Origin of the sequence: Gordonibacter sp. RACS_AR68 (assembly GCF_030418485.1) — a bacterium.
GTDB lineage: Bacteria > Actinomycetota > Coriobacteriia > Coriobacteriales > Eggerthellaceae > Gordonibacter > Gordonibacter urolithinfaciens.
Genome location: NZ_JAIPUP010000001.1, coordinates 252,890 through 265,860, shown reverse-complemented (window position 1 = coordinate 265,860; position 12,971 = coordinate 252,890). Strand labels below are relative to the sequence as shown.

Annotated in this window: 10 protein-coding genes; 2 read left to right on the top strand and 8 right to left on the bottom strand. The window is 66.4% G+C overall.

The annotated features are described in order from the left end of the window. Window positions 1-192 precede the first annotated feature (192 nt). The 8 genes from K9U15_RS01095 to K9U15_RS01060 all read right to left on the bottom strand — a co-directional run bounded on the left by K9U15_RS01095 (window position 193) and on the right by K9U15_RS01060 (window position 10,658). On the bottom strand, window positions 193-567 hold the full coding sequence (locus K9U15_RS01095; protein ID WP_087190747.1) for a demethoxyubiquinone hydroxylase family protein: 375 nt from the start codon (window positions 565-567) through the stop codon (window positions 193-195). 227 nt (window positions 568-794) lie between these two features. Further along, window positions 795-1,721, bottom strand: coding sequence for a TVP38/TMEM64 family protein (locus K9U15_RS01090; RefSeq protein WP_301155454.1), 927 nt, complete (start codon window positions 1,719-1,721; stop codon window positions 795-797). A gap of 57 nt (window positions 1,722-1,778) precedes the next feature. Beyond that, a complete protein-coding gene (locus K9U15_RS01085) occupies window positions 1,779-3,572 on the bottom strand; it encodes a HAMP domain-containing sensor histidine kinase (RefSeq protein ID WP_241557612.1) in 1,794 nt (597 codons plus the stop codon). Continuing rightward, entirely contained in the window at window positions 3,569-4,261 is a 693-nt protein-coding gene (locus K9U15_RS01080) for a response regulator transcription factor (protein ID WP_087190748.1), read from the bottom strand. Before K9U15_RS01080 ends, K9U15_RS01085 begins: the two co-directional genes overlap by 4 nt. Before the next feature lie 145 nt (window positions 4,262-4,406). After that, the gene (locus tag K9U15_RS01075; RefSeq protein WP_301155453.1) at window positions 4,407-4,892 is read right to left on the bottom strand and encodes a universal stress protein; all 486 of its coding nucleotides are present in this window, start codon (window positions 4,890-4,892) and stop codon (window positions 4,407-4,409) included. Window positions 4,893-4,957: 65 nt separating this feature from the next. Next, a complete protein-coding gene (locus K9U15_RS01070) occupies window positions 4,958-8,452 on the bottom strand; it encodes a 5'-nucleotidase C-terminal domain-containing protein (protein WP_301155452.1) in 3,495 nt (1,164 codons plus the stop codon). 55 nt (window positions 8,453-8,507) lie between these two features. Beyond that, window positions 8,508-9,476 (bottom strand): DUF368 domain-containing protein, encoded by a 969-nt coding sequence (locus K9U15_RS01065; protein ID WP_301155451.1) that lies wholly within the window; start codon window positions 9,474-9,476, stop codon window positions 8,508-8,510. Between the two features lie 345 nt (window positions 9,477-9,821). Then, the gene (locus tag K9U15_RS01060) at window positions 9,822-10,658 is read right to left on the bottom strand and encodes a tocopherol cyclase family protein (RefSeq protein ID WP_096227572.1); all 837 of its coding nucleotides are present in this window, start codon (window positions 10,656-10,658) and stop codon (window positions 9,822-9,824) included. Between the two features lie 360 nt (window positions 10,659-11,018). On the opposite strand from K9U15_RS01060, the gene K9U15_RS01055 reads away from it, so the two are divergent. Further along, window positions 11,019-11,516, top strand: a complete 498-nt coding sequence (locus tag K9U15_RS01055; RefSeq protein ID WP_301155450.1) for an HsmA family protein — start codon at window positions 11,019-11,021, stop codon at window positions 11,514-11,516. Window positions 11,517-11,705: 189 nt separating this feature from the next. Further along, window positions 11,706-12,467 (top strand): class I SAM-dependent methyltransferase, encoded by a 762-nt coding sequence (locus K9U15_RS01050; RefSeq protein WP_301155449.1) that lies wholly within the window; start codon window positions 11,706-11,708, stop codon window positions 12,465-12,467. The last annotated feature ends 504 nt before the right edge of the window (window positions 12,468-12,971 follow it).

Genomic DNA, 12,971 nt, shown 5'->3' with positions numbered 1-12,971 from the left:
CTTGCGCCGGGCGGTCGAGCAGCTTGCCGCGCGGCCGCCTCGTAGCAAACAAATGTTTCACGTGAAACATTCGGTAGCCGTCAGGCGGGCGGTCGTCGGGAAAAGGTGCCGAAGCGAGCGTCCGGTGGGAGGGCGCGCCCCCAGGTTCGAACGAGTGTTTCATGTGAAACGTTCGTTCGAGGCAGGCGTTCGCTACTCTGACAGGTCGCCTACGGTGGGAGCGGCTGCGGGCGTCTCGGGCGCCGGGGCAATCTCGCCGTCCGTCACGATGCCAAGCTCGGCCAGCTGCTCCTGCACCTCTCCCTCGCCCTCCAGGAAGAACTCCGTTTCCTTGGGGTCCAGATGGCGCATGAGCGTGATGAGCTCGCCCATGTGGGCCTTCTCCTCGTCGCGGATGTCGGCCAGCACGGCCTTGGCCGCCGGGTCATCCGTGGCCAGGTAGTGCGCCTCGTACAGGAAGATGGCCTCGAGCTCGCCTGCGATGTCGATGCGCAGGGCCTGCATGAGCTCCGCGTTCGTCATCTTGCGGTCGACGTTGCCGGAGAACGGGTTCGGGAAGTTGGGCATGATGGTCCCTCTCTTTCGCTGTGCCGCGGCGGTGCGGCCGACCGTCCGAAGCGCGAAGCACTCGGACGAGCAGGCGATCCGCCGAGCGGCGGTTGTCTCTCTTACCTTGGGGGATATGGTACTGCGGATGTCAGCAAAAGTCTCGATAAATAATCTTCCTTATTGAGAATTTCTCTCAATAAGCACAATTCGGCAGCTCGAAGGAAGCTGGCACGCGTGCTGTGCGGCTATTTCTGCTCCGTGGCCTGCCGGGCGGCCAGACGGCGGTAGGCCACCAAGCCTGTCGCCACGAGCGCGAGGGTGAGCACGACGGTGACGGCGGCCACGGCGTAGTTGCCGTCACCCAACGCACCGGCAGCCAGCGTGGACGAGACGATGGAGGGAATACGGCCTATGGTGGTGAGGGCCACGATGCGCCAGATGGGGCTCGTTCCAAGCCCGGCCACGTAGGTGAGCAGGTCCTTCGGTGTGCCGGGGATCAGGAATACCAGGAACAGCAGCAGCTCGAAGCGGCGCGCGTCACGCAGCCACCGCACCGACGCTATCTTATCGGGTGGAAAGAACAGCCCTACGAGGCGCATGCCGAAGGTGCGCACCAGCACCATGACGAGGGCGGTACCCAATGCGCTGGCCACAAGGCACCACAGCGTGCCCTCCCAGAAGCCGAATGCGTAGCCCGCGCCCAGTTCAAGCGGCTCGCCCGGAAGGAACGCGAGCACCACCTGCGCCATGTTGGCCACAACAAACAGAATGCGCCCTAGCGCCCCGGCGTCATCGACCCACGCGCGGAACCGCGGGGCGTCGCCCACGAACGCCAGCAGCTCCGGTCCGAAGCGCACGCAGAGCGCCGCGAGGGCGGCGGTGAGGCACAGCAGGCCGGCGACGACGGCGATGCGCTTCCGTACGATCGCCCGGTGCCCGACGGAGCTTTTCTGCGAAGCCGCTTCCATCGAGGCGTCGTTGCGCGCCTCGCCTGCGATGACGGGCTTGCGCGACCTAACCGTTGCGACTGGTCCGTGCGTTTCGCCTGCCCGCCTTGGCACGTTGCCCGCCGTCGCGTCCGCCGCAGCGACCCGGTGCGCCCGGCGCCCTGCGGCGTCGCCGGGTGTCGGGCGCGGGACGGCGGGGGCCAAAGGGGTCGCGGTGTCTTCCATGGGATGCTCCGTTTCTCGGGTGCGTTCGGTACGCCTCCGATGCTACGGGGCAAATATCTACTGGCTGTCAACGGCGGGAAAAATCAAGGCAAAGCGCGCCGTCGCCCGTGCGCCGCCCTCGGCGCGGTTCTCCAGCGCCAAGTCGCCGCCATGCTTGTCGCAGAGCAGCGCGGCAATGTTCAGGCCCAGACCGAAGTGGTCCTTCGACGGCGTCTCGCTGAAGAACGGCGCGCATCCCCGCTCCAGCGCCGCGGGCGAGAAGCCGGGCCCGTCGTCCTCTACCGCGAGCACGAGGAACCCATCGCGCACGTCCAGCCGTGCGTCAACGCGGCCGTCGGCGAAGCGGGCGGCGTTGCCGACGAGGTTCTCGGCCACTTCCTCCACCAGGGAACGGTCGACGCCGAGTACGGGGCGCTCGACGTTGCAGCGCGCGCTGATGGAGAGCGCGAATGCGACGTGCAGGCCCGTGCCCCGGTTCCCGGCTGGCGCCTCGCTCACCTCCACGGTCGTCCGTGTCCCGCCGGCTTGCGCGCAGAGCGACCGGCCGATATCTTCCACGGCGTCCGCCACGGCATCGAACGGCTGCGCATCCGGCCGCACGGCGCGATCCTCCAGCTTTTGCAATCCGCTCATGGCGGCTACGTAACGCTCCAGGCGCTCCACCTGCGCGGCGAGCGAGGCTGCAGAGGATGCCAGCTGCTCGGGGGACGCATCGCCGGCCTGCAGGTGTGCCTCCAGCAGCTCCACCTTTCCCTTCAGGATGGTGAGCGGCGTGCGCAGGTCGTGCGCGAACGCGGCGTTCAGGCGCTTGCGCTCCTCGGCCGTGCGCCACAAGGCCCGCTGCGATGCGGCCAGCGAGGTGCGCATCGCCTCGAACGATGCTGCCAGCCTGCCCAATTCGTCGGAGCGGCCGTATGCCACGGAGAAGTCGAGGTCCTGGTCGGCGATCTTCGCCGCCGCCGCATCGAGCGTGGAGAAGCCCGGCGCCAGCCTCATGCGGTAGAACCGCCGCGCCGCCGCGAAGATGCATGCGCCGAACCACAGCGGGAACATGAGGAACGTCAGCAGTCCGAACAGCGTGGAAAGCGCCCGTGCATCCTCCGAGGGTACCGTGTGCGCGTAGTAGCCTATGGGCGATACGAGCAGGTCGCCGAACTGCGATGACTCCGACGCATCGCTCCCTGTCTCCGTGTCGAGGAACGCACGGTACGGGTTATCGGGGTTTTTGGCCGCCCATTCGTCGAACAGCTTGCGGGCGCGTGCGTCGTAGGCGGGAACGTCCTGCACCGCGATGCCCTCCTCGCCCTCGAAGGCGGAAAGCTCGCTGCTGTCCGCAAGGTACCCTTCGAGAACGAGATCGCCCCCCTCGCCGGTTTCCACCCGGTACGCATACGGGTAGCTCTGGGCGCTTTCCACCAGTAGGCTTGCCGGAGGGTTGTCGATGGGCAACGGCTCACGCCCGTCGTCGGCACGCTGCACGAACAGCTCGTTGCCCTCCTGGTCGATGGCAAGCGAGCGAGCGGGCACGAGCGCGTTCGTCCCGGTATCGTACAGGTAGAGCCCCGACGTCTCGTAAGCGTCGGCGGTCACTTCGTTCTGCAGCGCGGCGAACACCGATGCGGTGACGGAGGACAGGACGAGGGCCGCCACCAGGAACACCAGCATGTAGCCCATGAACGAGGTCTTGAGCGATGCGTTGCGCCACCGCTCGCGCAGGCGGGCGATGCGTCCGGAACGTGCCGGGGCGGCCGCATCCGACGGTACGCCCGGATGCGTCGGCATGTTGGCGACCGGGGCACCGCCGGCCGTCTCCGCGCCCTGCCTTCCTCCTCTGGCGCGCCGCTTCCTCATGCGCGCCATCGGTAACCCATGCCCCATACCGTCTCCACGGGATCGTGCTCGGCGCCGGCCGCAGCCAGCTTCTTGCGGATGCGCCGGATGTGCTCCGTGACCACCTGCGAATCGCTCTCGCTCTCCCAACCGCCCACGCGCTCGTGGATGCGGTCGCGGTCGAACACCTGCCCGGGATGCTTCGACAGGAACGCCACGATGTCGAACTCGCGCCGGGTGAGCTCGACGGGAGCTCCCGCCACCGCTACCGTGCGGGTCCGGTAGTCCACGGCAAGGTCGCCGTCGAAGCGTACCTCCGTCTTCACCTGCTGGCGCTGATCGCGCGCGAGGTGGGCGTCCACCCGCGCGCCCAGCACGGCGAGCGAGAACGGCTTCAGCACGTAGTCGTCGGCCCCGCAGGCGAAGCCCTCGAGCGCGTCCACGTCCTCCACGCGCGCCGTGAGGAACAGGATGGGGCAGGTCAGGTGCTCGCGCAGGCGGCGGCACACCTCGAACCCGTCCAGGCGCGGCATGCCCACGTCCAGCAGCACGAGGTCGGGCCCGTGCGCGGCCTGCTCGAGCGCTTCCTGGCCGCTTCCGGCCGTGAGCACGCGGAAGCCCCGGCCGACGAAGTATTCCTGCAGCATCTCCACTATCTCGGGCTCGTCGTCGGCGACCAGCAACGTTGCCTGGCGCTCGCACTCGGTCATAGCAGGTTCTCCTTCGGGATGTCGGTCGGCCGCTCACGTTGGAGCGCTCGAAGGCCGAGCATAGCACGAGAATGTCGACAAACCATCAACGGCCGTGCTTCCTCCATCGTTCCGCACCCCGCTTCGTGCAATTCGGGCGAAGGCCCTACCGGTCTGCGCGCTGCTTCACGATGAGCACGGGCATGGCGGCCTCGCGCAGCACGTGGCTGCTCACGCTGCCCAAGATGCCGCGCAGGGCGCCCAGGCCGCGCGAACCCATGACGATGAGGTCGCAGGCATGCTCGTCGGCGTAGGCCACGATCTGCTCGCCGGGCACCGTCTCGTCCAGAAGCTCGACCGTTATCTCGTTCATCAGGCCCTTCAACAGGCCGTCGATCTGTCGGTGGAGCGCCGCGTCCGCTTCGGCGAGCGCCTCGTCGTAGTGGGCGTGCAGCAGCACGGACGACAGCTCGTCGGTGGTGTTGCGGCCTTCCTTCTCCAGTTTCTCTATGACCAACTGCTCCGTGTCGACTATCTGCACGATGCGCAACGCGGCTCCCGGGTCCTCGCGGGCGTAGCGCACGGCCTCGGCCAGCGCGGCCCGCGCCGATTCCGATCCGTCGTAGGGAACCATGATGTTGTCGTAGAGCATGGCCGCTCCTCTCGCCGGGCGCCCGTCGTGGGCGCGATCACGTTGGCTCCAGTATAGCAGGGCGGCTATCGCAGGTTCTCCCGCAGCCGTGCCGGGTTTTCCACGCGTTCGCGACGCCGCGCCGCAAGGCCCGATCCGCAAGCGCAGGCGAGGGCCGAAAGGGCCGCGGCGCAGAGAACCGCCGTAGTTGCGGCGGCGTCGCCGGTGGGGGCGAGCTTTTGCGCGTCGCCGGGCTTGGGCGCGGGCAGGGGAGCAGGATCCGCCCCGCCCTTCACCGTGATGCGCCCGGCGCCGTTCTCGTTCGCGTAGGCGGAGTCTGCGGCCACCACGCCGCCCAGGTCGTTCTGGATGAACGAGATGAGCGCCTCGTAATCGAGTCCCTGTTCCGCCACCAGCACGTTCGCGTCCTCGAACATGGAGAACCCGTCGCCGCCGTCGCGCAGCAGGTAGGTGATGGACGCGACGGTGTACGTGGCGCCCAGGTCGATGGGCTGGCCGTTCACCCGTACATTTTGCACGCGGCGCGGGCCGTCCGCGCCCGCGAAGGCGCCCTCGGCATCCAGCTTCACGGGCGAGGGGACGTCGGTGCGCACCTCGAAGGAGAGCCCCGAGGTTTGCAGGAAGGAGCCGCTCGGCTCGGGCAGGTTGCGCACGCCCATTTCCAGCGCGTCGACGATGGCCTGGCCCGTGGCCTCCACCATGCAGAGCGCGTTGGCGAACGGCAGCACCGCGATGGCGTCGCCGTAGGTGACCTCGCCCGGCGCCACGTCCGAGCGGATGCCGCCGCCGTTCGCGAGCCCTATGTCGGCGCCGAGCTCGGCGCGGAACGCGTCGGCCACGAGGTCGCCCAAGTTCGTCTCGCGCGTGCGAACGGCCCAGGTGAAGCCGTCGTCCTCGTATGCCCGCAGCTTCACCTCGGAACGGGCCACTACCGCATCGAGCGTTTTGCCCAGCTCGTCCTCGATGCCCTTGATGAAGGCGGCGGTGTCCGCGTCCTGCGCCACGGGCGGCTTCACGAGCTCGGCCGAGATCGTGTCGGTGGCGGGGTCGATGACGATCTTCCCGCAGGTTTGCAGCTGCGTGCCGGTCTGTGCGAGCACCACCTCCTCGCCGTCCTCGTTCGCAACGCGCCTCTCGTACTGCTCATGGGAATGGCCGTCGATCACGACGTCGATGCCGGAAGTGTTCGCGATCACCGTGCTTGCGCGCCACTGCGCGGCGACGCCCCTCTCGCCCAGGTGCGCGAGCGCCACCACGTAGTCGGCCCCGGCGGCGCGCGCGTCGTCGACGGTCTGCTGCACGCGGTCGTAGAGCTCCTGTCCCGTTTCATCCTGGCAGAATCCGTAGGCCAGGTTTCCGTCGGCGTCCTTGAAGTGGGCGGGATTCGATGCGGTGAGCGTCTCGGGCGTGGCGATGCCCACGTAGGCAACCTTCGTGGGGCCGTAGGCTTCCATCACATAGGGAGCGAACTCGGTTTTGCCGGCTGACAGGTTGTCGAAGTTGCACGACGTGTACGCCGCGTTCGACCGGTTGACGAGGTAGCGCAGCCGGTCCATGCCGTAGTCGAACTCGTGGTTTCCGGGCACGGCCACGTCGTAGCCCACCTGGTTCATGATGTCCACCAGATACGACCCTTCGGAGAGCGTGCCAATGGGCTTGCCCTGCACGGCGTCGCCCGCGTCCACGAGCGCGACGTTGCCCGCACCGAACGCGGCCTCGGCCTCCTTCTTGATCGTCGAGAGGCCCGCGTAGCCGATGCTCGTGGCGTTGCCCTCCTTGTCGAAGGTCTCGTCCACGCCGCAGTGCACGTCGTTGGTGTGCAGGATGGCGAAGGCGCGCTCGGGTGTCTGCACGGTGTAGGCCTTCAGCGTGGCGTTGTTGAACCAGAAATCATCGCTCGCGCCCTCTCCGCCCATGTCGTCAAGGGCGAGGTCGTACCAGTTGTCGATGCCGGTGGGCTCGTCGGTGTAGTAGCTCTGGCCGGGCGCGCACTCCGTGTATGCGACGTCGTACGAGCCGTCGTCGCACTCGGCGGATATCTGGTACGTCCCATCGGAAAAACGGATGGAGGACACGACCGAGAACGTGTCGCCGGGCTCCACCTCGAATGCCGCATTGCCCAGCTCGAAGGTGCGATACCCGGCGTAGTCCAGGGTCTGGGTCGTGCTCCACATGGGCTCGCCGCTTGCGGGGTCGAGCCTTCCCGTCTCGGAGACGATGGTGGAGGGGTTCTTGTACACGGCCAGGTCGATCGTGCTGCCGGCCTCGTTCACGAGGGCGCTCACCGCGCTCACCGTTTCAAAGCCGCGCGCTTCGAACACGTTGGCGAACTGCATGGGCGTGCTGCTGTACCACCATCCGTCGCCCCTGCCCGCGCCGTCGTACTGGTAGATGCCGTCGTAGACGTGCTCGGTGCTCTCGGCGGCATACGTCGCATCCTCCGCCACGTAGGACGTGAAGTCGCACAAGGTGGTGTCGTAGTAGGAGAGGTAGAAGTAGCCTCCGTCGCCCCAGTCCTCGCCCCAGCTGTTCTTGACGATCCACGCGCCGTCGCCTTCGGGGGGATCTTGGGAGAGGATGAACGACGGATAGGAGGGGAAGGGGGCGTAGGACGTCGGGAACTTCTCCTTCTCGAAGGAGTCGTCCCAGCCGACGATGGCCACTTGATGGTTCGACACCTGCGCGGCCGTTTCGTACGGGTCGTACTCGTACGCGCAATAGTAGGCGCTCTCCTCGTGGTTCCAGTGGAGGCTCGACTCGTCTCCTTGGCCGGAGGAGCGGTACGCCGCATCCACGGCTCCGCGCTCCATGAGGGTGGCCTTGACGGCGTCTACGGCGGATGCATCGCGCGTGTAGTCGTAGCGGTCGTCGGCCTCGTTGTAGGCGAAGACGTTGACCTCCGGCAGGTAGTTCACGTTTTGGGCCCGCACGTCCGAGCGCGTGCGCAAGCCGTCGTCGACGCCTCCCATGCCTGCCTCTGCCTGATGCGGGGCGGCCGCCTCGTCGACGGCGCCGTACCCGCGCATGAGCGTGGCCGCCGCCTTGTCCCGCGTGCCGCCCTGCGTGTAGGCGTCGTTGCCGTTGCCGGTGACGAAGGAATCGCCGGCCGCCCACAGGCTCGCGTCGTCGTCGCCGTCCGCGCCGTTGTACGCAAACCAGGCAAGATGGCGTTCGGAAAGGTCGACGTTGGCGGCCTTTCCCGTTTTGAGCAGGTTCGACTCAAGCGACGACAACGTGCCGAACGCCCAGCAGTCGCTGTAGACTCCCTGGTCCTTCACGCTCGTGACGAGCGAGGCGCCGTTCACGTTGCGCAGGTCGAACCTCTCCGGCAGCGCGGCGAACGTCGCGATGCCCGGGCTCGGGTTGTACGCCGAGCCGTCGAACGGCACGAACTCCGGGCCCCGCTCGGTTTGCACCACGGAGCCGGCAGGGTGCTTCGCGGATGCGGCGGGTTCCGCATGGGCTATGAGCGGCATGAGCGCACAGGCGAACGCGAGGGCAAGGGCCGCTCGCCCGATGCGGCCAAGGCGGGCGAGCAGGCTTTTCGGCGGCGTGATCATGGGCATTCCTTCCCGAAGGGAGAGCGTTGCCCCTATCCTACACGGCAAACCCGCCTTAAGGAAGGTCGGGCTGGCGGTTCGGCTCGCATGCGGGCGACTTCGTTTCCGGCGCCGCGCCCGCGGCATCGGCCGGGTCCTCCAGCCGCCTTCGCATCAGTTGCAGCCCGCCCACCACCAGGCCGCCCGCCACGAAGTAGAGCGGGCTGAACGTAGCCAGCTCCATGGCCGGTTGCGGCACCGCCAGCGTGAGAGGGCCCTGTGCGATGGAATACAGCGAGCCCGCCATCATGCCGAGGACGGCGTACACGGTCTGCGAGCGGAACCGCTCCAGGCAGCGCCGAATGAGCCGCACGAACACCAGCACGCCGGTTGCAACGCCCGCGGCGAACACCAGAAGTACGGGCAGGTACGCCATATCGAGGCCCATCACGGCGCGCACCGCCCCCATGACAGGAACGTACAGGCCGAATATCAGCAGCAGCGTGGAGCCGGAGATTCCCGGCAGCACCATGGCGGTGATGGCCACCATGGCCGCGAAGAACACGTAAATGGCGAGTCCCAGGTCAAGATGCTCTACCGCCACGCTCATGCCGCTGCCCGCCGTGGGGTTCAGCAGCGTGACGGCCACGACGAACGCCGCGCCCAGCACCGCGAACGCAAGGTTGCGCGCACGTCCCTTCAGCACGCGCTTCTCCTCCAGCGCCACGATGGGGATGGCGAACACGATGAATCCCATGAACAGCGAGCTGACCTCGTAGATGTGCGAGTCGAAGAAGCTGGTCAGGGCCGCTGCCGACAGGCCGAACCCGACGATCCAGCCGAACGCAAGCTTCACCAGGAAGGAGAGCGCCGCGACCCTTGCCGGCCCCTTGCCGTGGAACAGGTCGTCGAGCGAGCCGATGAAGCGGTCGTAGAATCCCAGCAGGAATGCGATGGTGCCGCCCGACACGCCGGGCACGCTGTCGGCCAGCGCCATGCAGAATCCGCGGATGAAGTTGATGAGAAGCTCTTTCGCCTTGCGCATGGGGGCCTTTCGGGCCGTGTCGTGGGCGCCGCGGCGTGGCGGCGCAACGCGATCGCTGCGTCTGGTGCAGGATAACGGGCGGAGGGCGAAAGACCGGGGGATTTTGCGAGAATCTTACAAAGGGAAGGGGGACGGGGCCGCACTCGACACAAGCTGCCCACAACTTCGCCGGGCCGGCGCCTCCGGGCTTCGGGCGGGCTCGAGCCGATCGGGCACTTGACGCGGGCTTGCGGCAACGGCGCAGTCCGGCGGAGCGAGATGCGGAGTGGCGGTTCGGGTTGGGCGGTCCGGCTTTTACGCCTGCCTGACGGGACAGGTGGTGCGCAGGCGCGGGCGGGCTTGCGGCTACGGCGCCACGAGCTCGAAGCTCGTGCAGGCGTCGGGGCTGTCCAGGAGCGTGCGACCGCCTTTCACGAAGCGGAAGCGCGCAGGCACGGCAGGGCTCTCGCGGATCGGGCGCGCCATAGATCCTTGCGCGGGCGCCTGCAGACGGTGGCCGCCCGCCTCCGGCAGCTCCACCCGCAGCGTCATATCGCCTTGGCGCACCTCCACGGCCCTGTCGCTGGCCTCGCGGATGCGCACCCCGCGGTACGTGGCGAAGCGGTGCTCCACGCCCGCTATCCACACCACGCCGATGCAGCCGGTGAAACGCAGGCCGGCGAGCGGGATCTCGGCCAGGGCGAGCATGACGGATGCCGCGCAGCCGAAGTCGGTGCTCTGTATCCAGGTGTAGCCGCGGGGAAAGCTGTGCCCGCGGTCGCCTTCCATGTAGCCTTTGGCATTCTCGAAGCGCAGCGTGCGGCCGTTCAGCTCCACCTCGCCATCCACGCGGTGGCGCATGCTGAACACCGTGTGCTTCGTCTCCAGGGGCAGGTAGGCGAACGGCCCCATGATGTCGGAGCGCAGCGGCGTGAGCTCGCGGTAGCGCAGGCGGCCGACCAGCTCCAGGTCGGGCGCCTGCACGTCCAGCATCATGCCGATGGGCGAGAACAGGCTGCGGCCCACGCGCATGCTGCGGGTTCCCGTTTGGCGGAAGTCCTCCAGTGGGAAGGGGAGGTAATGGGCGCCGTCCGCCGTGACCACTTGGATGAAGGCCTCGTCTTGGGCGCGGCCGGGGATGACGGCTAGGATGTCGCCGCCCTGCTGCTGCTTCATGTACCAGCCTTCGTAGTACGGTCTCATGCGCGCTCCTCGCATCGGCATCGGGGAGCGACGATGATATCATCGCCTCCGCCGCAGTCGCGAAGCCGTCACGCCCCCGTTCGCGAAGCGATGACCGAAAGGAATGCCGCGCTGGCAAGCTCTGGCACGAACAGGCCGAGGAGCGGTTCTTCACGATGCGCAAAAAACGCACGGGTTGCTGGGGGGGCGTGATCGAGGCTGCGACGGAAGAGGTGAAGCGCGGTCGCCCAGGCGGGGAGGCGTCGGACAGTGACAATAGTGAACAACGTTCACAAATACTTGCGCTTTTCGCTATCGCGTCTATAATGAACGCCGTTCAGAAATATGAACAGTGTTCATTTTGGAGAAACGGAGCGTGCCATGTCATTACAACTTATCTTGGCGACAACCACTATCAGCCTCGCCCTCGTGTTCTACACCATCGGTGTTTTCGACGAGCGCCGCCACTCGCTGACGAAGCGCAACCTCGTGCTGTTCTGGACGGGTTTCGTCTTCGACACCACCGGCACTACCATCATGACGCTCATGGCCCAAAGCGGCGGAAACGCCGCGTTGGGAATGCACGCCGCCTCCGGCGTGCTGGCCATCGTGCTCATGGCGGCCCATGCCACCTGGGCTACCTTCACCTATCTGCGCGGCAGCGAGCGCGCAAAGCAGCGGTTCCACACGTTCAGCATCGTGGTCTGGCTGTTCTGGCTCATGCCCTACACGCTGGGCATTCTGCAGGGAGTGCCCGCTCTTCATCTGGCGAACTTGCAGGCGGGCATCGGCTCCCTCGCAGTCGTGTCCGTTGCCGCCGCGGTCATTGCCGTGAGCACGCTGCGTTCCCGCAAGCACCATTACGATCATCGGAGGTAGCGCAGCTTGCACGCAGGCAGGTTACGGAAGGGGTGGCCCTCGCTGCGGGATACGCCGCAAGGAATGCCGGTGTGGTAAGGTGGGTCGCGGCGGCAGGTTCTGAGGTCGCCGCTTTCGACGAGCATGCTGTCGGCGGGCCAAAGCCGGCCGGCAGTCAATTTGTTCCCGGCGTGAGGAAAGGCGTTCAACATGGAGAGCAAGCAACCGTCCCCGATCGACCTTCTGGTGGAAGCGCACGCCGGGCTGGAGAGGCAGGGCCCCGGCTGCGCTAAGGAGACAGGTAGGGCTCTCGCCTTCCTCGGCGATCTCGACCTTATTGCGAACGCGGCTGACTTGGGCTGCGGAACCGGGGCCCAGACGCTGCTGCTCGCGCAGCACCTGAAGGGATCGGTTGTCGGCCTGGACTTGTTTCCAGCCTTCGTCGACGTCCTGAATGGGCAGGCACGCGAGCAAGGCGTTGCCCACCGGGTGCGGGGCGTCGTCGGCTCGATGGATGACCTGCCATTCCAGAGGGAGGCGCTTGACCTGATCTGGTCGGAAGGTGCTATCGACAACATAGGTTTCGAGAGAGGTCTGGCGTATTGGCACGGCTTCCTTAAACAGGGAGGTTATGTCGCGGTTACCTGCCCCTCCTGGCTCACGGACGAGCATCCTGCCGTCATCGAGCGGTTCTGGGCCGATGCCGGAAGTAGGTTGGATTCGGTGGCCTACAACATCGAGGCGCTCCAGCGATGCGGCTACCAGTTCGTCGCCGCGTTCGCCCTGCCGGAGACGTGCTGGACGGATGAGTACTTCACCCCGCGCGAGGCGGCGCTCGAAGGCCTGCTGCGGAAATACCCCGGCAACGAGACCGTGGAGGCCTTCGTCGCCGACAACCGCCACGAGGTCGAGCTCTACCTGGAATACCAGCAGCACTACGGCTACGTGTTCTACCTCGGCAGAAAGAGGTAACGGGATAATGATCCGGCGGGCCATGCTCGCCGGATCGGCTACTTGGACTTAGCGCGTTCCTGCCATTTGTCCGGGTCTCTATCGCCCAAAGCGCCGGGCGACACATCGAGACCTTCGGCAATGCGACACAGCAAGTCGAATCCCACGTTGACGCGTCCCGCCTCGATGCCGCTCACAAGTACGACCGAGCTTTGCCGACCATGTCGGCAAAGCGTTCTTGGGTGATATTCTCGGCTTCGCGATATTATCTTATTCGCGACCCGAGAAGTTCTTTCGAGATTGAACATCCATATCCGTCCACGATATGAAGCAACTCGGTTTCCTTTATATGCGATCACTGATATCCACACCGATTGATCTAAAACGGACACGCTTCGGCCGGGAATGTAAGAGTTGGTATTAGCTCAATCAAAATGCGCCGTATAGAGAATGATGCCTTTCATTGCAATTTGAGCATTGGCGGGAAGGTAGCTTCCGCTAGTCTTTTTTAGTAATGCCAGCTAC